20 protein-coding genes and 1 pseudogene are annotated in these 22,694 nt (G+C 38.0%); 20 read left to right on the forward strand and 1 reads right to left on the reverse strand.

The features are described 5' to 3' along the window. Window positions 1–38 precede the first annotated feature (38 nt). Both H4J66_RS02470 and H4J66_RS20130 read left to right on the forward strand, forming a co-directional pair. Entirely contained in the window at window positions 39–578 is a 540-nt protein-coding gene (locus H4J66_RS02470) for a DUF924 family protein (RefSeq protein ID WP_182170124.1), read from the forward strand. Between the two features lie 18 nt (window positions 579–596). Next, complete coding sequence (locus tag H4J66_RS20130) at window positions 597–1,334, forward strand: RDD family protein (RefSeq protein ID WP_259368565.1); 738 nt, start codon at window positions 597–599, stop codon at window positions 1,332–1,334. 102 nt (window positions 1,335–1,436) lie between these two features. Here H4J66_RS20130 and H4J66_RS02480 read toward each other — a convergent pair whose 3' ends face one another. Beyond that, window positions 1,437–3,749 carry a peptidase U32 family protein gene (locus tag H4J66_RS02480; RefSeq protein WP_182170127.1) on the reverse strand — a complete coding sequence of 771 codons (2,313 nt, stop codon included), beginning with the start codon at window positions 3,747–3,749 and terminating at the stop codon, window positions 1,437–1,439. A 111-nt stretch (window positions 3,750–3,860) separates the two neighbouring features. Here H4J66_RS02480 and H4J66_RS02485 point away from each other — a divergent pair, with 111 nt between their 5' ends. From H4J66_RS02485 to H4J66_RS02565, 18 genes and pseudogenes are all read left to right on the forward strand, one after another. Next, the gene (locus tag H4J66_RS02485; protein WP_182170130.1) at window positions 3,861–4,541 is read left to right on the forward strand and encodes a glutathione S-transferase; all 681 of its coding nucleotides are present in this window, start codon (window positions 3,861–3,863) and stop codon (window positions 4,539–4,541) included. 93 nt (window positions 4,542–4,634) lie between these two features. Further along, window positions 4,635–4,838: a hypothetical protein gene (locus H4J66_RS20135; protein WP_259368564.1), complete on the forward strand. Its 204-nt coding sequence runs from the start codon at window positions 4,635–4,637 to the stop codon at window positions 4,836–4,838. A gap of 12 nt (window positions 4,839–4,850) precedes the next feature. Continuing rightward, window positions 4,851–5,162, forward strand: a pseudogene (locus H4J66_RS02490) (TlpA disulfide reductase family protein); the annotation flags it as partial. Between the two features lie 32 nt (window positions 5,163–5,194). Next, the gene (locus tag H4J66_RS02495) at window positions 5,195–5,419 is read left to right on the forward strand and encodes a DUF4266 domain-containing protein (RefSeq protein WP_070376578.1); all 225 of its coding nucleotides are present in this window, start codon (window positions 5,195–5,197) and stop codon (window positions 5,417–5,419) included. Beyond that, window positions 5,410–6,735, forward strand: a complete 1,326-nt coding sequence (locus H4J66_RS02500) for a DUF3570 domain-containing protein (protein ID WP_182170133.1) — start codon at window positions 5,410–5,412, stop codon at window positions 6,733–6,735. Before H4J66_RS02495 ends, H4J66_RS02500 begins: the two co-directional genes overlap by 10 nt. Before the next feature lie 79 nt (window positions 6,736–6,814). Further along, complete coding sequence (locus H4J66_RS02505; protein WP_259368563.1) at window positions 6,815–7,711, forward strand: FAD:protein FMN transferase; 897 nt, start codon at window positions 6,815–6,817, stop codon at window positions 7,709–7,711. A 110-nt stretch (window positions 7,712–7,821) separates the two neighbouring features. Continuing rightward, entirely contained in the window at window positions 7,822–8,445 is a 624-nt protein-coding gene (locus H4J66_RS02510; protein ID WP_182170136.1) for a DUF2057 family protein, read from the forward strand. A gap of 53 nt (window positions 8,446–8,498) precedes the next feature. Further along, window positions 8,499–9,284, forward strand: a complete 786-nt coding sequence (locus H4J66_RS02515; protein ID WP_182170139.1) for an SIMPL domain-containing protein — start codon at window positions 8,499–8,501, stop codon at window positions 9,282–9,284. 145 nt (window positions 9,285–9,429) lie between these two features. After that, window positions 9,430–9,906: a GAF domain-containing protein gene (locus H4J66_RS02520; RefSeq protein ID WP_182170142.1), complete on the forward strand. Its 477-nt coding sequence runs from the start codon at window positions 9,430–9,432 to the stop codon at window positions 9,904–9,906. Continuing rightward, entirely contained in the window at window positions 9,906–10,196 is a 291-nt protein-coding gene (locus H4J66_RS02525; protein ID WP_070376584.1) for a hypothetical protein, read from the forward strand. Before H4J66_RS02520 ends, H4J66_RS02525 begins: the two co-directional genes overlap by 1 nt. 28 nt (window positions 10,197–10,224) lie before the next feature. Then, window positions 10,225–11,028: an RNA chaperone ProQ gene (gene proQ / locus H4J66_RS02530; RefSeq protein WP_231907384.1), complete on the forward strand. Its 804-nt coding sequence runs from the start codon at window positions 10,225–10,227 to the stop codon at window positions 11,026–11,028. A gap of 17 nt (window positions 11,029–11,045) precedes the next feature. Further along, window positions 11,046–13,082: a carboxy terminal-processing peptidase gene (gene prc, locus H4J66_RS02535; RefSeq protein ID WP_182170145.1), complete on the forward strand. Its 2,037-nt coding sequence runs from the start codon at window positions 11,046–11,048 to the stop codon at window positions 13,080–13,082. 203 nt (window positions 13,083–13,285) lie between these two features. Beyond that, on the forward strand, window positions 13,286–14,821 hold the full coding sequence (nhaC, locus tag H4J66_RS02540) for a Na+/H+ antiporter NhaC (RefSeq protein ID WP_404842790.1): 1,536 nt from the start codon (window positions 13,286–13,288) through the stop codon (window positions 14,819–14,821). Window positions 14,822–14,933: 112 nt separating this feature from the next. Continuing rightward, the gene (pepN, locus tag H4J66_RS02545; protein WP_182170151.1) at window positions 14,934–17,498 is read left to right on the forward strand and encodes an aminopeptidase N; all 2,565 of its coding nucleotides are present in this window, start codon (window positions 14,934–14,936) and stop codon (window positions 17,496–17,498) included. Between the two features lie 7 nt (window positions 17,499–17,505). After that, a complete protein-coding gene (locus H4J66_RS02550; protein WP_182170154.1) occupies window positions 17,506–17,721 on the forward strand; it encodes a DUF2835 family protein in 216 nt (71 codons plus the stop codon). Window positions 17,722–18,044: 323 nt separating this feature from the next. Next, window positions 18,045–20,093, forward strand: a complete 2,049-nt coding sequence (locus H4J66_RS02555) for a DUF1302 domain-containing protein (protein WP_182170156.1) — start codon at window positions 18,045–18,047, stop codon at window positions 20,091–20,093. 23 nt (window positions 20,094–20,116) lie between these two features. After that, window positions 20,117–21,493, forward strand: coding sequence for a DUF1329 domain-containing protein (locus H4J66_RS02560; protein ID WP_182170159.1), 1,377 nt, complete (start codon window positions 20,117–20,119; stop codon window positions 21,491–21,493). Window positions 21,494–21,629: 136 nt separating this feature from the next. Next, on the forward strand, window positions 21,630–22,640 hold the full coding sequence (locus H4J66_RS02565; RefSeq protein WP_182170162.1) for a YCF48-related protein: 1,011 nt from the start codon (window positions 21,630–21,632) through the stop codon (window positions 22,638–22,640). Window positions 22,641–22,694 lie beyond the last annotated feature (54 nt).

Below are 22,694 nucleotides of genomic sequence, written 5' to 3' on the forward strand. Positions count from 1 at the left end.
TAGCCGATAGATTGATTACAGCTATTGAGGTTAGGTAAATGAATGCAGATGACGTTTTAAATTTTTGGTTTACAGAAATTGATCAATCACAGTGGTGGCTAAAAGACCTCGCGTTTGATCAGTGCATTATTAGCAAGTTTTCGGCTGTGCATCTGGCGGCAAATAGTGGTGAGTTATTCAAATGGCGACTTACAGCTAAAGGACGACTTGCTGAAATTATTATTTTAGATCAGTTTTCTAGAAATATGTATCGTGATACGCCAAGTGCTTTTGCTTGTGACCCCTTAGCTTTAGCGCTTGCCCAAGAAGCGATAGCCGCTGGCGCTGACCAAGAGTTAAATCCTTTAGAAAGAAATTTTTTGTATATGCCGTTTATGCACAGTGAGTCTTTAGTGATACATGATATCGCTGTTAAGCTCTTTGTCCAGAATGGTGTTGCTTCAAGTATCGATTTTGAAAATAAACATAAAATAATCATTGAAAAATTTGGCCGTTATCCGCACCGCAATAAAATCCTTAACAGGAAGTCTAGTCAAGAAGAACGTGAGTTCTTAACACAAGCCAATTCATCTTTTTAAAAAGGAAGCATAGTCTACATGGATCCAATAATCGATTTTACGTCATATACCTTAGAAGAATTATACTCAGCAGCAGAACAAATCGACAGTGAGCAATACCCAGAACGAGCTGCAGAAATTAATAAGTTAATCGCTGAGAAAACAGTTGTTGAACCTGAACCTGCACCTGTAACTGTAGCAGTTGAGCAAACTGTCGTTGAGACTGCACCTGCACCTGTATCTGAAGCAGATGAGCAAAGTGTCATTGAGACTAAACCTATACCTGTAACAGTCGAGCAAACTGTCGCTGAGCCGGCAGTAGAAAAAAATGTGAAAAGAGTGGGTGAAAAAGCAACACGCTTAGACCGTTTTTATGCGGCATTAATTGATGGTCTTATTGGTATATTTGCCGCTGTACCTATTTTTATCACTGTCGGTTTTAATAAATTAGCAGAACCCACTTTTTCTTTAACAGTGATGTTACTTGCTTATGGACTTATTGCTGGCCTTGTCTTACATGGTTACCTGCTTTACCATTATGGACAAACCATAGGCAAGAATTTCATGTCTATTCGAATTGAAAATTTAGATGATAGTAAGGCAAGTTTAACGACCATTTACGTTAAGCGGATGATACCGATGCAATTACTTTCACTTGTTCCTTTTAGTGGTCAAATTATTTCAGGCCTGGTTAATCCACTCTTTATCTTTGGTAAAGAAAAGCGTTGTCTGCATGATTATGTCGCAAAAACAAAAGTCTGTTATACCAACAACTAAACTTATTTAATGATAAAACCTGCATGTTTACTGACTTAGTCTGGTGATAAACATGCAGTTATTTTATAAGCATCGTTTGGGTATTATTTGCTCGCGATTATCTTATAAGCCGTTATGATATTGGCTGTTCGTTGATTCAGGTACCATGATATTAAGTGTCTCAGGTACGTTAATATTACCGTTAAGTAATGCTTCAAATTGACTAATTAATAACGCTTTGTCTGGTGTTTCTTTATCACCTGAGCCAATGTTAGTCAGATCAATCATAAAGCCATCAAATAAATCACTTAGGTCTTCAATAATTTCAGTATTTAAAAACTGGTCTTGATTATAAATACTTGGATAGCCGGCTTTTTGTTTATCGATAGCAAACGAAACACCTTTCAAGTTAGTGATACTGGTTGATTTATCACACGACAGCATACAGCCGTTATCAATGCGTGGCTTTTCACAGCCAACACTTTGTTGGAAGAAACATTGTCGGCTGGCCATCAATAAAATAGGGTGGTAAATACTGTAGAAAAGTTTGAAGTTTTCCGGACGAGCAATATTTCTAATTTGTTGACGGTTTATTTCGTTAGAAATAAACGCACCTTTACAATCAAAACCTTCTTGCATTGCAAGTAAAGCGTAAGAGTTAGTCGTATTTAAGAAAGGCCCTGCTATCCACTGAATCCCCAAACGGTTCGCTTCATAAGCGATACCCGTGTTATTGGTTACAATCAGTTGTGGTTTTACTTGTTGTAAAATATTGACCGCAACGTCGTAATCTTTGCCAATTAATACTGAAGGAAACCAAGGGATCAAGCGAGGGTTTTCTATAAGAAAACCGACATACTTAGTACAACCGCGTTTGTATGCATCGGGTAATTTAAAGTAAATATCTGCCGAAGTTAATTTTGCTAATTCAACATCACTTTCATCGCAAATAAGAATTGATAGCTCGGCTTTTGCATCACCAGTCGGGGTATGTTTAGGGTGATTGGCTAACTTAGGTAATTGAACCTCAGGTAACACAGCTTTAGAGTTATTCAACAAAAAGGCGGCTTCATTTTTTAATACCGTTAATTCTTTAAAAGGAATGCTTAAGCCATCTTCTAAGTCATCGGTTATTATTTCAATCAAATCAAAATGGGCATTGTTAAAGCTTTTAAAACGCTTTTCAAGGGTTTCTCTGTCAATACTCAGTTTACCACTTTTTACTAAGTTGCTTTGTGACTTCAGCGCGTAACTTTTAACCTCAAGCCCTTTATCGCTGTCTTTAGCATCAACAAAAGCTTGCTGTTGAGAAAGTTCTTTTGTCGTTACGGTCAAGGTAAGTGGTTGATCTAATGTACCTGAAATAGCCAGTGTTAGCGGTATCTTGCCAATGGTTAAATGTTTTATTTTATCGTCAACAGAGGCATTGATTAGCTGTTTTTCATCATTAAGTTTTTGTTCAACTTCTTGAATTTGTACAACTGATATCGCATTACTTTTATCAACAGCATGGTATTTAGAGTTATCCCGTGGGTTTTCAATAAACATTGACTGATTTAAATCACCACGTAAAAAGGCGTTGGAGAAGTCGCGGTTAAAAACTTTATAAAGGCGTTCACCATCTTCGAGTAATTCACCTGTTTTAAGGAAACCATCAATTTGTTTGCGAAAGCTATCAACAACAGTATGAACGTAGCTGGCACCTTTTATACGTCCTTCAATTTTAAAGGAATGCACACCCGCTTCGATAAGCGCAGGTAAATCAAAAAAAGCCGAGTTATCTTTTATATTTAATGGGAATTTATTACCGGTTGCTGTTGGTTCATATTCTTCACGACAAGCTTGGCTACAACGACCGCGATTTCCTGAATTGCCAACACTTGCTGAGGTTGAATAACAAAGACCAGAGAAAGCAACACAGAGTGAACCATGTACAAAAACTTCTGTTAAGGTATCGTGCGCTTTACCCGCTGCTGCCATTGCGGTAATTTCACGTAAATCTAGCTCTCTTGATAAATTCACTCGTGATGCACCGAGTTTTTTCAAAAAAGGTATTTGACCCACGTTATGGGTGGTTAATTGCGTTGATGCGTGAATATCTAAGGTTGGAAAATGCTGGGTAAGCAGATAGAACATGCCAATATCTTGCACGATAACACCATCAAGTGTGGTGTTGGCAAGTTTAGTTAATAATTTAGCCAGTGAAGCAAATTCACGCTCTAAGATCACCACATTCAAGGTTAAAAATATTTCACATTGATACTGATGAGCTAAACGAATAACGCCAACAAGTTGATCAAAGGAGATATTAGTCGCACGATTACGGGCGTTAAAAGTATCTAGGCCACAGTAAACGGCATCGGCTCCAGCAATAATCGCTGCTTTAATTGCTTCGACATCACCGCCGGGTGCTAATAACTCTATTTTTTGATCCATGGGGTCACTTATTTTCACTTAAATTTAAAGGTGGCGATTTTACCGATATATTTCCTTAATGAATACCGTTAAAGTAACTTATTATTTTATATTTTCTATAAATAAACGCCCATGAAGCCAAACTCGTCGTTACCTGTACTCTATTCCTTAAGAAACTGTCCTTATGCAATGCGCGCAAGAATCGCAATATATTATGCAAAACAGACAGTTGCATTACGTGACCTGGTATTAACCAATAAACCCGATGAAATGATTGCGGTATCACCAAAAGGCACGGTCCCAGTTTTAGTCACCGAACTTGATACGGGAGAGCCGCGGGTGATTGAAGAAAGTCTGGAGGTTATGCTGTGGGCATTAGATAAAAGCGATCCCGATAATCTTCTGCATAGTGATACACCTGATTTATTACCAGAAATATTATCGTTAATTTCAACATTTGATGATGAATTTAAACAATGTTTTGATAAATATCAGTGTGCAAAACGTTATCATGAAACTTCACTGGCCAGTGACAGAGCTGCGTGTGAAAAATACATAGCCGATTTAGAGCAACGTCTACAACTCACTGAATTTCTTATGTCAGACAAAAACAGTTTGGCCGATATCGCTTTATTGCCTTTTATTCGTAAGTTTTCAAAAGTCGAGCGGCAATGGTATTTACATTCACCGTATCCGAAACTTAGGGCATGGCTAAATAACTATTTACAAAGCCGGATGTTCAGCAAAGTGATGACCCAATACCCCTTGTGGTTGGAAAATAAAGCGGTGATAACTTTTGGCGATGACCGTTAAAAAGTCATTATTAAGTTTGTTTAATTTTTCTTAAGCTTTCCTTAAAAAAACTTAACTAAGATAGCGTCAATTATATTTCTTGATGGTATTTCAGTGAACATACTCAACGCACAACATCCTTATCTAACAGCAAGAGTGGCTATTAAAAAATTGCAATTTTTTTTCCTTTTGATGCTAACGTCTTTAGCATTACTGAGTCATGCCCAAGCGAGTAATCTATCTGAAAGTTCAGCTAAAATGCAATTAGATACCCTCATAGCTCAACACCATGGTGATGTTATTTATGTAGATTTTTGATCATCTTGGTGCGGTCCTTGTCGTAAATCATTCCCGTGGATGAATAAAATGCAGAATGAGCATCAAGCACAAGGCTTTACTGTTATCAGTATTAACCTCGATACGGAACAAAAATTAGCCACTGAATTTTTACGAGAGAACCCAGCAAACTTTGCGGTAATTTATGATCCTAACGGTGAGCTCGCGCGCTTTTTTAAAATTCAGGGGATGCCCAGTAGTTTGATCATCAACAAGTTAGGTGAGATTAAATACGCACATAGTGGTTTTTTTACCAACAAAGTTTCACAATACGAACAAGAAATTCAACAGTTACTTGCTCTCTAACGAATAATATAAAGAGAATAATGAGGTTTTCAATGAACAATAAATTTAAATATTCACTGGTTTTTGCTGCGGTAACTTTGGCATCAGGTTGCTCAAGTTTAGGTGTCGAACCTTGGGAACGTGATCTGTTAGCAAAAGAGCAAATGGCCTTAACATCTTCGCCAATTGATTCGGCACTTGATGATCATATTTATTTCAGCAAAGAAGCGTCAAGCGGAGGTAAAAGTTTCGGTGGCGGAGGTTGTGGATGCAATTAATTAACGAGAGTAAATCGAAAAAAACCATCAATAAAAAGAACCTCAAGGCTGCGTTAACTTTAGCAACTACCGCTTTGTTAGGCAGTGTTCAAGTTAGTGCTGCCCCATCATCAGTAGCAGCAGATAAAGATACTTGGTCTTTTGACTCCGCGTTTTTATATTACAGTGAGGCTGATCGTGTTTCAGCAGCAGAAGCTGTTTTTAATGCTAAAAAAACTTACAGCGACGATAGTATTTTAAATTTGAAGTTAACGGTTGATGCATTAACGGGGGCTTCAGCCAATGGCGCCGTTGCTCAGCCCGATGTTCAAACGTTTACCAGACCCTCGGGTAAAGGAGATTATGAAGTTAAAGCAGGTGAAACACCCCTTGATGACACTTTTCATGATACGCGTGTACAGCTGAATGCTCAGTGGACGCAAGCACTCGCGCCGAATTTTACAGGCAGTGTCGGTGGGCATCTTTCAAAAGAATATGATTACTTATCTTTAGGGATCAATGGCAATATTGCTTATGACTTCAATAAGAAGAACTCGACTATCTCTTTCGGTTTAAGTCATTTTCAAGACACCTTTACACCAGAAGGGGGTTTACCTAAGCCTTTTGCTTCTATGGAGTTAGCTTATAATGATAGTGAAGATGAAAGTGCTCATGATGCCACTCGAATGGGCAGTGATGATGATAAAACCACCTCGGATATTATGGTAGGTTTTACCCAAGTCATTAATAGACGTATGGTCACACAGTTTAATTATTCCTATTCGGTTGTTGATGGCTATTTGACGGATCCCTTTAAAGTCTTAAGTTTGTTAAATAACGAAGGTCTTGCACAAGACTATTTATATGAGAATCGCCCTAATGAGCGGACCAAACAAAGTGTTTTTGCACAAACAAAATATCATTTTGATGAAACTATTTTAGATGTGTCATATCGGTATATGTGGGATGACTGGGATATAAAGTCTCATACGGTAGATACTCGCTTTTATATTCCGTTAGGTAACGGTAGCTATTTAGAGCCACATTTTCGTTTTTATCAACAAGGCGCAGCCCAATTTTATCAACCTTTCTTAATGGAAGATGATGCAACACCTGAGTTTGCCAGTGCCGATTACCGTATTGGTGAAATGACCGCTTATACGGTTGGTTTAAAATATGGTATGAAGTTAGCAGATGGTAATGATTTGTCTTTTAGACTTGAATATTATCGCCAAGACCCAAAAAGTGCCGGACATAAAGTGCCTAGTGCTTTAGCTAACATAGATATATATGAAAGCATTGATGCAATAATTGCGCAGGTTAGCTATTCGTTCTAAAGTGTAGTAATAATCTAAATAATACAAGCCCTTATTTAATCACATAAATAAGGGCTTTATCTTTTTACCAAGGTGACAATTGAATAAACTTAGAGAAATAAAACTGGCCAAACGCTCAGACGGATTCTGTATTCAATTTGATGCTATGGCCAGTCCGTGTGAGGTGATTATTGAAACCTCTGATCCCGCGCTTGCCAAACAGCTTGGTGAACAAGTCAGTACAGAAGTTTGGCGTATCGAAGACAAGTATAGCCGTTACAACTCCGATAGTCTTTGTAGCCAGATAAATCAAAGTCAGGGTAAGCCCATCGCTATTGACGACGAGACTTTTGCTTTATTAAACTTTGCTGATACTTGTTACCAACTCAGCGATGGGATATTTGATATAACCTCAGGCGTGCTAAGAAAAGTCTGGTGTTTTGATTGCTCTGATAATATTCCTACTTCGTTGGCGGTTAAAAAGGCCATGGATAATGTGGGTTGGTATAAAATAAAATACGATAATCGCCAAGTGACTTTACCGATAAATATGGAAATTGATTTCGGTGGTATTGGTAAAGAGTATGCGGTTGATCGCGCTATAGTCTTAATAAATTTATTAACACAACAACCCGTATTGGTGAATTTAGGTGGCGATTTAGCGACAAATTCATCAAGAAAAAATGGTCAACCGTGGCAAGTTGGAGTAGAGCACCCTGGTTTTGTCGACAAAAAAACCATAGTCGTGTCATTATTTAAGGGGGCACTGGCAACGAGTGGCGATGCAAAGCGCTTTTTAGAGAAAAACGGTCAACGTTACAGCCATATTCTAAATGCTAAAACGGGTTGGCCAATTGAACATGCGCCGCGGTCAATGACTGTATCAGCACCACAATGCATTCAAGCGGGAATATTGGCGACGTTAGCTCAAATGCAGGGCGAAAATGCAGAACAGTTTTTAACCGAACAAGACATCAAGCACTGGGCTATTCGTTAGGTATTTAAAATAGGCGAATTAATAACAGCATTTATCACAAGTTAAATCGCAAATAGTACGAATTAACGATAAGCTAAGCTTACGTTAATTCTCTTTTGTAGGTTTTACTGATGACACCTTGGTCTGTTAATTTACTGGCTTGTTTATTTTTTTGTTTTATAACTGTCAACAATGCTGTTGCTGCACAATTGGTGGTACCTGATGTTTATAAATTGATAAAAGTTAATGGTGAAAAGGCAAGTAGTGATTTCTTTAGCCGAAATACTGTTGTTGATATCAAACGTGGTGAAAATATTTTAGTGGTGCAATATAGCGAGCTTTTTGAAAATTATGATGATGACGACCACGTCACGATAAAGTCTGCTCCCCAAGTTATTTTATTTACTTTAAAAGAAACCATCCACCAGAAGTACATTATGGTCACGCCCGTTATATCTGACAGCGTTAGCGCACGTAAATTTGCCCAATCTCCGACCATTGAAATAAAGTCTATTAATGAAAACTCAGTTCAACAAGACGCTATCTTTGTGCTTAATCAAAGTTTAACTGAATTTGAAGCTGGTTTAGCCTTTGAAAAAATTGCTGAACATCAAATGCAGCTGGCAAAAACGCCTAAAAATAACAAACAAAATAGCGATATTAAAAAAGCAGATGATGCTCTAAATAAATTAAGGTTTTGGTGGCATAAAGCAAATAAAGAACAACAAAAACAATTTATTGAATCTATTCAATAGACGTAAAATAGTTAATGTACCCTTTTAAAAATAATTCACTATTGAGGGATAAGATGAAATACCTACTCGTTATTATGATCAGTTTGTTCTCATTACCTATCACGGCAGAGCAATACACGACTCAGGGGATTGAAGTCATTGGTAAAGGGTCAGTAAGTGCAAAGCCTGACAAGTTTACTTTTACGGTGACGGTTAGCCAACGCGGCAATGTTGCCAGCAAAGCTAAAGCTTTGGTTGACCACAAAAGCCAGTTAGTGACCCAAATGTATTTATCAATGGGCATTGCTGAGTCTGCTATTGAATCTGCTCGATTAGAATTAATTCCCCGCTATGAAAAACGGGCTGATGTGCCAGCGATAATAGTTCATCAGAGATTGTCTAATCAAGGAGGCGAAAATAACAACACGAAGGCCGTTATTCATCGTAATCAATTAGCAGATAACTCTGTGGCTCAGCAAGAAAAAATTTACTTTGAAGTGTCTCGTACCATAAAAGTGACTTTTACCAACTTTTCGCGCTATGACCAATTACTCGATAATGTTGTTAAAATTGGTGTTAATCGCATTTCTGCTTTGCAAAATTCAATAGTAAACGCTGACGTTTTGTATCAACAAGCGCTGATCAATGCCTTAAAAAATGCGCATCAAAAAGCCACCACTATTGCTAAGCAAATGGGCGTTACCTTAGGTAAAGTTTCAAATTTGACCGAGTCTGCTTATCACACTCCAAACACTTATGTTATGGCCGGTAGAAGTAACGCCGGTTTTAATTCACAAGTAGCGGAAAATAATGTTGTGGCACAAGTGAATGTTACTTTTGCCATAAAAACCGAGAAATAAAGCGGCAGTTAAGCTAATTAGCAGCAATATAAGTTAAAAGTGCATAAAATCTGTAATAATTGCTTTAACTTCACGGGTTATCAGGTTATGTTATGCGTTTTTTGACCATCACTTATCTTTGATAAACATAAGAATACCGGTATTTATGAATAAAAATGATTTATATCAAGAACTTTACCAACAAGTTGATGCCTTAATCAGCGATGAACCTGATGTTATTGCTAACATGGCAAATATTAGCGCTTTACTGTTTGAACACTTATCTCAAGTAAACTGGGTTGGATTTTATCGTTTAATTGATAATGAACTAGTTTTAGGGCCTTTTCAGGGTAAAGTGGCTTGTATTCGTATTCCTGTTGGCACAGGGGTCTGTGGCACGGCAGTCAGCCAAAGCACCACACAACGTATTGCCGACGTTCATTCGTTTGATGGTCACATTGCTTGCGATGCGAGTAGTAATTCAGAAATTGTTATTCCGGTAAAAGTCGGTGACAATATCATTGCTGTCCTTGATATAGATAGCACAGCCTATGATCATTTTGATGAAATTGATCAACAAGGTTTGGAAGCAATAATTAATTTATTTGAAAATATGATCATCAAGCATGGCGTGTTAAACTAATGAAAGAAATTATCGTTATTCATGATTATCTCGTTAGCGAAAGTATTGTCGGTGACTGGGATGGCCAAGAAGAATTCGTTGCCGAACGAATAAATGAAATTTATCATCTGATTTATGATTTAGCCGAAGAAGATATTGAACCAGAGATATTAGCGCAATTATTATCTTTGGTTTGGGACACTTGGATTTGCCAAGAATCACTACCTGACATAGATAGTGAAGATATTTATGACTGGTGCCAACATTTGTTGGATAACCGTGAACAGTACCTTCAAGATTTAACCTCTTAGATTTAAGAAATTTTAAAAAGTTGTATTTATGGACACTAAAATAGTAAACGAAGTGAGCAAAACAGAAATGAGTAATACTGAAACTGAAGTAACTACTGACGTTGCAGTTGATACTGACGTTGCACTACAAACACCGGTAACAGCAGAGCAAGAAACTGAAGTTAAGCGGTTAAGCACAAAGGAAATTATTGCTTATTTAGCGGATAAATTTCCTAAGTGTTTTTCGGTTGATGGTCCAGCTAAAGCGCTTAAAATCGGCATCTTTCAAGATTTGTCTGCAAATTTAGCGGAAGATGGCACTGTAAGTAAAACTCGCTTACGCCAAGCATTAAGACATTACACTAGCAGCTGGCGTTATTTGAAAGCGGTTAAGTTGGGTAATTTTCGTGTTGACATCGATGGCAATGACTCTGCTGAGATAGATCAAGAGCAAGCTGACTATGCCAGTAAGACACTAAAAGAAAGCCAAGACAAATTTGGTAACAAAAACAAACACGACAAAGCAAGCAAAAAGCCTTATAAAGGATCTAAGCTTAATAAGTCAGACAATCCTACTGAAGCAAAACCGTCTGCTCACAACCTAGAAGCAAAGCAAGAAAAACAAGCTAAGTTTAAGTCGGTAAAATCAACTAAATCGACGCATACTAAAGCAGAAGTTAAACTTGTTCCTGTTGAAGACAGCGCAGTCGTTGTTGGTAAAAGCGTTAAAGTTAAATTAGGCAACTCGCCTATGAACGCTATTATCACTGAAGTTGCTGGTAAAGATGTGAGTGTACAATTAAATTCAGGAATGGTTGTTAAGACACAAATTAAAAATATATTTACTGAATAAATTGGAGTGTTTTGGGCATGCTAAAAATTTGTCGTATCGCAATTGCCGTTTCTTTGTCGCTATCAGCAATGAACATCTTTGCTGTCGAAAATCTTGATAAGGTAGACTCGCTACCCATATTGGCTCCTGAAAGCCAGCATGCTGCATCGAGTAAACGCGTTACTGCGCAGTTTACTCGAGCCCATTACTCGAAAGTTGACATGGATGATGCACTTTCCGAAAAAATATTTGACCGTTATATAAAACAACTTGATTATGCTCGAAATGTTTTTTTAGCGACCGATATTGAAGACTTTCAAAAGCATCGTCTTGAATTTGATCAGATAATCTCTCGTGGTAAGTTAGATATCGCCTATGACATATTTAACTTAAACCTTCAAAGACGTGCCGAGCGTTATGACTATGCATTAAGCCTTTTAGAAAAAGAAGCTTTCGACTTTACCATAAACGAAGTTTATAACTTCGACCGTGAAGAAGCTGATTGGCCAAAAGATAGTGCAGAATTAAATGAGTTATGGCGCTTAAAAGTTAAGTACGACGCCCTAAATTTAACCTTAGCGGGTAAAGAATGGCCTAAAGTGCAAGAAGTTTTAGGCAAACGCTATCGTTATGCGATTAAAAGATTAAAACAAAGTGAAAGTGAAGATGTTTTTCAAGTCGTCATGAATAGCTTTGCTCGCGTTGTTGAACCTCACACCTCTTATTTATCACCAAGAAATGCTGAAAAATTTCAAATGGACATGAATCTGTCTCTTGAAGGCATTGGTGCGGTACTTAGAGCTGAAGAAGACTATACGGTTATCAATAGTGTTGTTCCTGGTGGACCAGCAGACAAGTCAAAAGAAGTAAAACCTAAAGACCGAATCGTTGGTGTTGCGCAAGACGATGATAAATTTGAAGATGTTATCGGTTGGCGTTTAGATGATGTTGTAGATCTCATCAAAGGACCTAAGGGCACCAAAGTTCGTTTGCAAATTTTGCCAGCGGAAGCAGAAGATGATGCCGTTATTAAAGTTGTTACGATTGTTCGCGATAAAATAGTCCTTGAAGACAGAGCAGCAAAGTCTGAAGTGTATTTTGAAACTAAAGGTGATGAAAAGTCGAAAAAATTAGGTATTATCACTATACCTAGTTTTTATAATAACTTATCGCGCGATGTGAACAAAGAACTCGATAAACTTAAAGCCGAACAAGTCGCTGGTATTATTATTGATTTACGTGGTAATGGCGGTGGTTCATTGCGTGAAGCAACATTATTAACGGGTTTATTTATTGATAAAGGCCCCGTTGTTCAGATACGTGATGGTGCAAACCGAGTACAAGTTAATAGTGATGATGATGGTGTCAGTTCTTATGATGGCTCATTAACCGTAATGGTTGACAGATATAGTGCTTCTGCTTCTGAAATTTTTGCCGCTGCGATTCAAGATTATGGTCGTGGGGTAATCGTTGGCGAACATACCTTTGGTAAAGGTACTGTTCAGCAACATCGCGGGCTAGGGCGAGTTTATGACCTTTATGATAATCCATTAGGTAGTATTCAATTTACCATCGCTAAGTTTTACCGTATCAATGGTGGTAGTACTCAGCATAGAGGTGTTTTACCCGATATTTCTTTTCCAACGGCTGTTGACCCAGAAGACTGGGGAGAAAGTCGAGAGAAAAATGCGCTACCTTGGGATCAAATCCCTAAAGCAAAATATCAAGCCCTAGGTAACTTATCGGCTGACTTAACGTACATCACTTCACTGCATAGTGAACGTGTTAAAGGTAATCGTGAATTTAACTATTTACTTGATGATATTGCGGTTTATCAAAAAGAGAAAGATGATAAAACTATTTCTCTTAAGTTAGATGAACGTAAAACAAAACGTGAAGAACGAAAAGCGAAGCAACTTATTCGTGTTAATGAACGATTAGTTGTTATGGGTAAAGAAAAAGTAAAATCACTTGAAGACTTACCCGATGAGTTAGAAGAATTAGATCCATTTTTAGATGAAACGGCTAAGATAACTCTTGATTTAATCTCGCTGGGTAAAGTCGCTAAAAAATAATGATTACCCACTCATAAAAGCCGCTTAATTGCGGCTTTTATGTAAGTAAAAAGCTAAACTCAATTTTCTCTATAGATTAGCCTATATGCGTTACCCTGACTTTTAGGGGTTTGTGATTAATATCAATTTGATTAGCGTAATATTATTTTTCCTAATGAAAAATAATATTACGAGTTAATAAAATGGTATAAACATTAAAAATTATAACTATAAAAAACTTAAGGTCGGCATCGCACATGACAGAGCCAGAAAAAGACAATCAACCCGTAGTAATCAGCACCCACAAAGAACCAAGCATGCTAGATGCGTTAATTCCTATTTTTGCATTAGTTGTTATGTTAACAACAGCTGTTTGGTATTTTGCTGACAACTCATCTTATGGTCCTAATCAAATTGCTTTATTACTCGCTATGGGTATAGCGATTGTGATTGGTATCAAGAATGGTTATTCGTGGCAGTCGATTGAAGAGTCAATTGTTGGTGGTATTTCTATTTCTTTGGGGGCAATTTTAATACTGTTAGCGGTTGGCTCATTAATAGGAACTTGGCTACTGTCTGGTACTGTGCCTACGATGGTTTATTATGGCTTACAAATTATTGACCCTAGTTGGTTCTACGCCGCTGCCTGTTTAGTTTGTGGTATTGTCGCAATGAGTATTGGCAGTTCTTGGACTACAGCGGCAACGGTCGGTGTCGCCTTTATTGGCATTGCGAACGGTTTTGAAATGTCGACCGCGGTTACGGCAGGTGCTGTTATTTCAGGTGCCTATTTTGGTGACAAATTATCGCCGTTATCTGAAACGACTAACCTTGCTCCTGCAGTAGCAGGCAGTGAATTATTTGAACATATTCGATATATGTTATGGACCACCATACCTTCTATTAGCATAGCCTTGGTGCTGTTTCTTATTATTGGCTTTGATCACTCTTCAAATGTAACTGGAGACACCGCAAGTATTGACGCCTTGCTGACCACACTAGATGCAACTTATAATATTTCTATATTTAATCTTATCCCACTTTTTATCTTACTTTATTTAGCCTTTAAAAAAGTACCGGCATTTCCTGCTGTGGCGATTGGTGCTTTAATTGGCGCTGTTTGGGCGTTAGTTTTTCAGCAAGAGCTTATTTTAAACATGGCTGCAGAAGGCGTTAGTGGCGTTAAAGCCTATATAACCGTGGTTTGGACAGCATTTTTTGATGGCGTAGTGGTTAATACTGGCAACAAACAAATTGATGAGTTGCTTAGTCGTGGCGGTATGTCGAGTATGCTAAACACGATTTGGTTGGTAATGTGTGCCTTAAGTTTTGGTGCCGTGCTAGAGCATTTAGGTATGCTAAATAAATTTGTTAAAGCCATCCTATCAACAGCTAAATCAACGGGAAGTTTAATCGCCAGCACTGTTGCAACTTGTATTGGCACTAATTTAATAACAGCCGATCAATATATGGCGATAGTTATGCCTGGTCGTATGTTTAAAGCAGAATTTAAACGCCGAGGTTTTCATCCAACACTATTAAGTCGTACGTTAGAAGATTCAGGTACTATTACTTCACCGTTAATTCCATGGAATACTTGTGGTGCCTTTATGTTTGGCGCTTTGGCATTAACATCATACGATTATATTTTTTATTGCTTTTTTAATTTAATTAATCCAGTGCTTGCCATTATTTATGGTTACACCGGTTTTAAAATTAAAATGTTAGCAACAATCAGTGATGAAGCAATAAAGAGCTAACATCAAAGAACATTGCGATAAAAAGAGGATATTCATCCTTTATTTACGCTTGATATCGACATAATATAAAGCCTGTTTTTGCAGGCTTTATATTTTCAAAAAGGAAACTCTCATGACTGATTTTACCGCGCGCTATTTATCTGATTACCAAGTTTCAAATTTTTATATTACTACCGTCGATTTGACCTTTGAACTTGCTGACACGGCAACCATAGTAACCAGCATTATGGCGATTAAACGTGAAAATAAAGAGGCTAAGCAATTAGTGCTTGATGGCGAACAATTGAAACTTATTTCACTACAAATTGATCATCAAGACTTACCTGAAAGTTATTATCAGGTCAGTGACACACAGTTAACGCTAGATATTAGTGCTGATGAATTTATATTAACCATAGTGACTGAAATTGACCCACTTAATAACACTTCACTTGAAGGCTTATTTAAGTCGGGCGGCGCTTTTTGTACACAATGTGAAGCTGAGGGTTTTAGACGTATAACCTATTACCTAGATCGCCCTGATGTGATGTCGATCTTTTCAACCAAAGTCATCGCTGATAAAAAGCGTTACCCTTATTTGTTATCAAATGGCAATAAAACTGAATCGGGTGATTTACCACAAGGGAAGCATTTTACTTGTTGGTATGACCCTCATCCAAAACCTTGTTATTTATTTGCTGTGGTTGCCGGTGATTTTGACTTACTTGTTGATACCTTTACCACCCAAGATAAACGCGACGTAGCATTAGAAATATTTGTTGATAAAGGTAACTTACCTAAAGCTCACCATGCGATGGCATCACTAAAAAAATCGATGCTTTGGGATGAAGAAACCTTTGGTTTAGTTTATGACCTCGATATTTATATGATTGTAGCCGTCGACTTCTTCAATATGGGGGCGATGGAAAATAAAGGCTTAAATGTTTTTAATTCGAAATTTGTTTTAGCAGATAATGAGAGTGCCACCGATACTGACTTCTTTAATATTGAAGCTGTGATTGGTCATGAATACTTTCACAACTGGACGGGTAATCGGGTAACTTGCCGCGATTGGTTCCAGTTAAGTCTCAAAGAAGGTTTAACAGTATTTCGCGATCAGCAGTTTAGCGCTGATATGCACAGTGCCGCAGTAAACCGTATTAAAAACGTGAGATTGCTGCGTTCAAAGCAGTTCGCTGAAGATGCGGGACCTATGGCTCATCCCATTCGCCCTGAAAAAGTACTAGAAATGAATAATTTCTACACCTTAACCGTTTATGAAAAAGGTGCTGAAGTCATCCGCATGATTAACACCTTATTAGGAGCAGTTAAGTTTAGAAAAGGCATGGACTTATATTTTGCTCGCTTCGATGGTATGGCCGTGACCTGTGATGACTTTATTAACGCGATGTCAGATGCTTCGGGTGTTGATCTTGATTTATTTAAAGGCTGGTACTATCAGTCGGGTACGCCGACATTATCTGTAGATGAGCTTTTTTCAAAGGGACAGTACCAATTAACCTTGACCCAGAAAAATCCAAATCAAAAAGATGGTAGCGAGGGTAAAGCATTACATATTCCTGTTGCTATTGAGCTTATCGAAAACAATAAGGTGATCCGACGTGAGTTACTTGAGTTAACCACTGAGCAGCAAACATGGACCTTTGACAATCTTGCTGTTAAACCTGTGCTAGCGATATTGGCAGATTTTTCAGCGCCGGTGAAGCTTACGATTAAGCAAACAGATAAAGAGCTGGCAACCATTATGGCTTTTGCAGATGATGAGTTTTGTCGTTGGGACGCTGGTCAGCAATTGATGTTGAATTATATTAAAGCGTTAGTCGATGACAGTAGCTTTGTTCTGCCACAGAGTTTATTAACGACTTATCAAGCTATTTTTGACGCAAATACCGATAATTCCTTTAAAGCCGAACAATTATCACCACCTAGTTTTGACGAAGTTGTCGCAGAAATAGCACAGGTTGATCCCATCAAAGTAGTTAATGCTATTGCCGCAGTGAAGTTATTTTTAGTGACTGGCTTAACCGCTAGTTTTGAGAAAGCCTTTACAGCCAATAAATCTTTTACCTATAAATATGGCGGTGAAGAAGTTGGCCAACGCGCACTAAAAAATGTTTGTTTGTCTTACCTTTCTTTACTTGAGCATCAACAGAGCAAGGTAGTAGAACAATATCAATCGTCAGATAACATGACTGATACTTTGGCAGCATTAGTCTGCTCTGCTGACAACAACTCAGCCGATTTAGCAGGGCAGTTACAGCATTTTGAAAAAAAATGGCAGAGTACATCATTAGTCATGGATAAATGGTTTAGTATCGCGGCTCAACAATGTAGCGCAGATATTTTTAGTTCACTGGATAACTTACTCACTCACCCGTTATTTAGCTTAAAGAATCCAAATCGAGCACGTTCATTAGTGGGTAGCTTCAGCGTTAATAATCCGCGTTATTTTCATTGTCAGTCAGGCCAGGGTTATCAGTTTCTCGCTGAGCAAATCGCTTTGTTGAATGAAATAAACCCACAGGTGGCTTCAAGGCTCATCACACCTTTAATTCAGTTTAGATCTTTTGATTTATCTAGGCAGGAATTGATGCGAGCAGAATTAGAGAAGTTGACTACACTTAAAAACTTATCAAAAGACTTAAAAGAAAAACTTGATGCGGCCTTAGCGAGCTAATTCTTTTATGAAATATTTCTTTTCAATAAATATGACCACTGCTGAGTTTTTCCCTTATTATGAAGGTAAAGCTCAGCAGATGGTTGTTACTACAACTCAAGGAGTGCGGGTACAATTTCCGGCAATGCATATGCGAAAATATTTATTATCTACAGGTATTAAGGGACTTTTTTGTCTAGAAACTGAAAATAATAAATTTTTATCTGTGACAAAAATGGCATGATTAGAGTATTAGCTTTAAACAGTGGTCGGACCATTTGATGTGTTTGAAGGCTCTTGGCCTGTTTCGCTGTAACACTTAATACAAGTAACTACTTGTTAAAATCTATATGAAGAATTTTTTGTTTTAAACGCTTGTTTAAAACACTGGTGTCTGATTCGCTTTTTATTGATTAGAAGTCATTAAAACACGGGGTATTATCAATTGTTTTTACCTCTTGCACCATTGATAAAATGATGCAATTATTGTTTTAGACCACTTATTTCAAATAGTAAGTAGCGATGATAAAAATAAAATATAATCTACACGCTCTGGGGAGAGAATAAATGAAATATAGCCCTCGCAATCGGTTTTATAAAAAACCTTTAGCTGCCAGTATAACCGCTGCGCTTGTTTGTTTAGCGACAGTAAGCCAAGCACAAGCAGAAAATTTTACATTAGGCAACTTCGACGTTACTTTTGATTCAACATTTAGTTACGGTCAAAGTTGGCGTGTAGAAGATCGCAACTGGAATGATAATGTTGGTAAATCAAACAATTTTAATAATGGTTTTGATTTTAGTAATTATCATCCATCATTAAATCCAAATCCTGATCCAGCAACGGTATGGAATGGAAAAGGCGGTTATTCAACCAATGGTGATAACGCTAACCTTAACTATAACGCCGGTGATAGCTTTTCTCAGATAATCAAAGGTTCACATGAACTAGAAGTTCGTTATGAAAACTTTGGTTTGTTCGTTCGTGGCATGTATTTCTATGATTTTGAAATGAGTGACGGCGACCGAGCGTGGACTAATCCTTTATCAGAGGTTAGAAACGATCCTTGTCGTGACGGTGAAGCAAGTGATCAATTATGTAATGACGTAAGATTACTTGATGCTTTCGTTTATGGTGATTTCGTTGTAGGTGACATGCCGCTTTCTGTTCGTGTCGGCCAACAAGTGATTAGCTGGGGTGAAAGTACGTTAATCTCTCATGGTATTAGTGAGTTAAACCCTGTTGATATCGCTCGTCTTCGTGCTCCTGGTTCAGAATTAAAAGAAGCCTTTATACCTTTCGGTGCAATTTGGGGTTCACTCGGTGTTTCTGAGAACTTCAATATTGAAGCCTTCTACCAGTACAACTGGGAAAAAACAGTGTTACCAGCACCTGGTAGCTACTTCTCAACTAATGACTTTGCTGGTGACGGTGGTCAATTTAATAATGTTCAGTTAGGCTTTGGTAGTAACCCTGATATGGACTTAGATTATCTTATTGAAGGTTTAAATACTCTTAGTGGTGCTATTGCTGCTGGCGCTGTTCCTCCTGAAAGTATCGGCGCAGCCTATTTAGGTGCTTTTCCAACGAAAATTACACTTCGTCAAGATGATGCAGAAAATGAACCTGAAGATGGTGGTCAGTATGGTCTTCGTTTATCATGGTTTTTACCTGACTTCAACGACACCGAAATCAGTCTTTACCACATGAATTACCATAGCCGTCGCCCAATATTTGCTGGTGTTACTGCTGATTTTAGTAATGAAGCTATTGGCCATGATATTGGTATGTTACTTTCAGGCGCTATTACTGAAGAAAATTATACAAATTTGAAAGCATTTTCTCGTGTAGAACTTGATTATGTAGAAGACATTAAAGTTTATGCGATGAGCTTTAATACCGTTTTAGGCACAACTTCTGTTGCCGGTGAAATTACTTACCGCCAAGATGAGCCGTTGCAGATTGACGATGTTGAGTTATTGTTTGCGGCGATGCCACAGCAACTAGCGAATGATCAAGGTCGCACTGAGCTTGATGGTATTTCTCAAATGCCAATATTCCAGGGCGGCGAACATGCTGATGGTTTTGTTCTATCAGATACTTTGCAAGCACAAACAACGCTAACACATCTTTGGGGTCCTTCATTTGGTGCCAGCCAGTTAACAACATTAATTGAAGTGGGTGGTATTAACCTGCAAGACATGCCTGACCAAGACGTATTACGACTAAATGGTCCAGGTACTGCACGTAACGGTGGCATTGCCGGTAAAGAAGGTTTAGAAATGGCCGTTCAGGACGGTGTTGAAACTAACCCGTTCCCAGACGCATTTGCTTGGGGTTACCGTGCAATTGCTAAGTTAGACTTTAATAACGTTATCGCTGGTATTAACATTTCACCACGTGTCGTTTTCTCTCATGATGTTAAAGGTACGACACCAGATCCATTATTCTTATTTGTTGAAAAACGTAAGTCTGTGGCGTTAGGTATTAACTTTAATTACCAAAGTCGCTGGTCAGCAGACATTAACTATAACGGTTTTTGGGATGGCGTAGGTACAACCAATCAAATAGCAGATCGCGATTACATTTCATTCAGCATTAAATATTCAATATAAGGGCTAAGTTAATGAGCAATATTATGAAAAATTCACTAAAAAAATTAACATTAGCCTCAGTTGCAGTAAGTTTGGCTATTGTGTCAACAGCAACTTTAGCTAAAGTTTCATCGACTGAGGTCGCAAAGTTAAGTAAAGAATTAACACCTATTGGCGCAGTGCGTGCGGCCAATAAAGACGGTTCTATTCCTGCATGGAACGGTGGTATTACTTCTGTTCCTGCTGGCTATACTGTTGGTGATCACCATATAGACCCATTTTCTACCGACAAAGTAAAATACACGATCACTGCTGCTAATGTCGGTGAATATAAAGCCATGTTAACGCCGGGTCAGATCAAGTTATTTGAAACATACCCTGATACTTATAAAATGAATGTTTATCAATCAAGACGTTCAGCTTCTTACCCTGAGCATGTTTATCAAGCAAGTATTGATAATGCCGGACGTACAGAATTAGTTGAAGGCGGTAATGGTATTGTTAACGCGGCTGTTGGTATCCCATTTCCGGTACCACAAGATGGCTTAGAAGCTATTTGGAATCACATTTTACGTTATCGTGGTGAATCTTTAACACGAGAAGGGGGTCAAGCAGCTCCCACCGCTTCTGGTGATTATACTTATTTAGGTTTTGACGATCAGCTAATGATCCCATATGGGGTTAAAGGTGCTTCAGCAGATAAACTTAAAGAAACCAATATTTTGTTTAAGTTTAAGCAAAAAGTAACTGAACCAGCACGTTTAGCGGGTACCGCATTATTAGTTCATGAAACAATGAACCAAATACAAACACCACGCCAAGCTTGGACATACAACACCGGACAACGTCGTGTTCGTCGTGCACCGAATGTTGCTTATGACACGCCAGGTACAGCGTCTGATGGACTACGTACAACAGATGATTTTGACATGTTTAACGGCGCACCAAACCGTTACAACTGGACATTGAAAGGGAAGCAGGAACTATTGATCCCTTACAATGATTATCGTTTACACAGCGACTCATTAAAATATGCGGATATTTTAATGCCAGGTCATATTAATCCAGAACATGTTCGTTATGAAAAACATCGTGTATGGGTTGTCGAAGCTAACTTAAAATCAGATACGCGTCATACCTACAAAAAACGTGTTTTCTTTATCGATGAAGATAGCTGGCAAATTGCGGTAACCGATATTTACGATAACCGTGACGAGTTATATCGTGTTGGTGTTGCTCATGGTTTGAATTATTACGAAGTTCCTACACAATGGTCTACACTTGAAGTGTTCCATGATTTACAGTCTCGTCGCTATATAGCAATGGGCTTAGATAATGAAGCTAAAATGTATGACTTTTCAGCTGAGTTAGATGATATATCATTTACTTCTTCTGCATTAAGACGTGAAGGGCGCAGATAACCGCTAGGTTTTAAACATTTATAACGGCTGACAACGCTCAGCCGTTATACTTTCAAAAGATTAGAAACTTTAACAATGTCATGGATGATGTGATAAAAGTAACACTATAATTATTAACGAATGAGAATTCTTCTTTATGCAACGTCTGTTGGCCTTCCTTTTTAGCGCTTTATTCTTCCTTAATGCTTTTTCACAGCAACTTCCTGCTATGCAAGCACCTTTAGCCAGTAAATCACTTATGCTTGATATTTTTAAAATCAACGATAAGCAGCTTGTCGCTGTAGGTGAACGTGGTCATATTTTACTTTCAAACGACGCAATTACATGGCGTCAAGCTAACGTTCCCGTTCGTTCAACCTTAACGGCAGTCTATTTTATTGATGCTACTCATGGTTGGGCTGTCGGACATGATGCAACTATATTATTTTCTAGTGATGGCGGCGAAAATTGGCAAGTACAACAATACTTACCCGCTAAGCAAAAACCTTTACTCGATATTATGTTTAAAGATAAAAATGAAGGCATAGCGATAGGCGCATACGGTCAGCAATACCGCACCAGTGATGGCGGTGAAAATTGGACATTTGAATTTCATGGTGAATTTCTATTCCCTGAAGATCTCGCTTACTTAGAAGAATTAAAAGAACAAGATGAAGAGGCTTATTTAGATGAACAAGGCAGTATACTTGCCCACTTTAATAGTATCTTTAAAGACGGTCGTACGCTTTATATGGTTGGTGAAGTAGGTTTAATTGCTAAAAGCAATGATTTTGCCGAAAAATGGTTGCCGTTTGATAAAATATATCAAGGTTCATTTAATGATATTGCTCGCACTCAGCAAGGAAATTTATTAGTTGTTGGTTTGCGCGGTAATATTTTTCGCAGTTTAAAAAGTGGCACACCTTGGCAACATATTAATACCAATACCCAAGCGTTATTAAATTCGATAGTGCTCGGTGATAACGGTAGTATTTTTGTATTAGGAAATAATGGTGTTATTTTAAAAAGTGACGATGATGGCGCTAGCTTCTCTTTAAATATTCAAGCTGACGGTAAAGCGTTAATTAGCGGTGTTTGGTTTAATAACCAGTTAGTCATCGTTTCTGAAGTTGGTCTTAAAGTTATTGCACTGACTCAGTTAAAATAAAAGTAAATCGATAAATACGCTTACCGCCAATTCCACTGAAGCAGATGAAGTAAA

The organism is Colwellia sp. MB3u-55 (assembly GCF_014076785.1).
Classification (GTDB): domain Bacteria; phylum Pseudomonadota; class Gammaproteobacteria; order Enterobacterales; family Alteromonadaceae; genus Colwellia_A.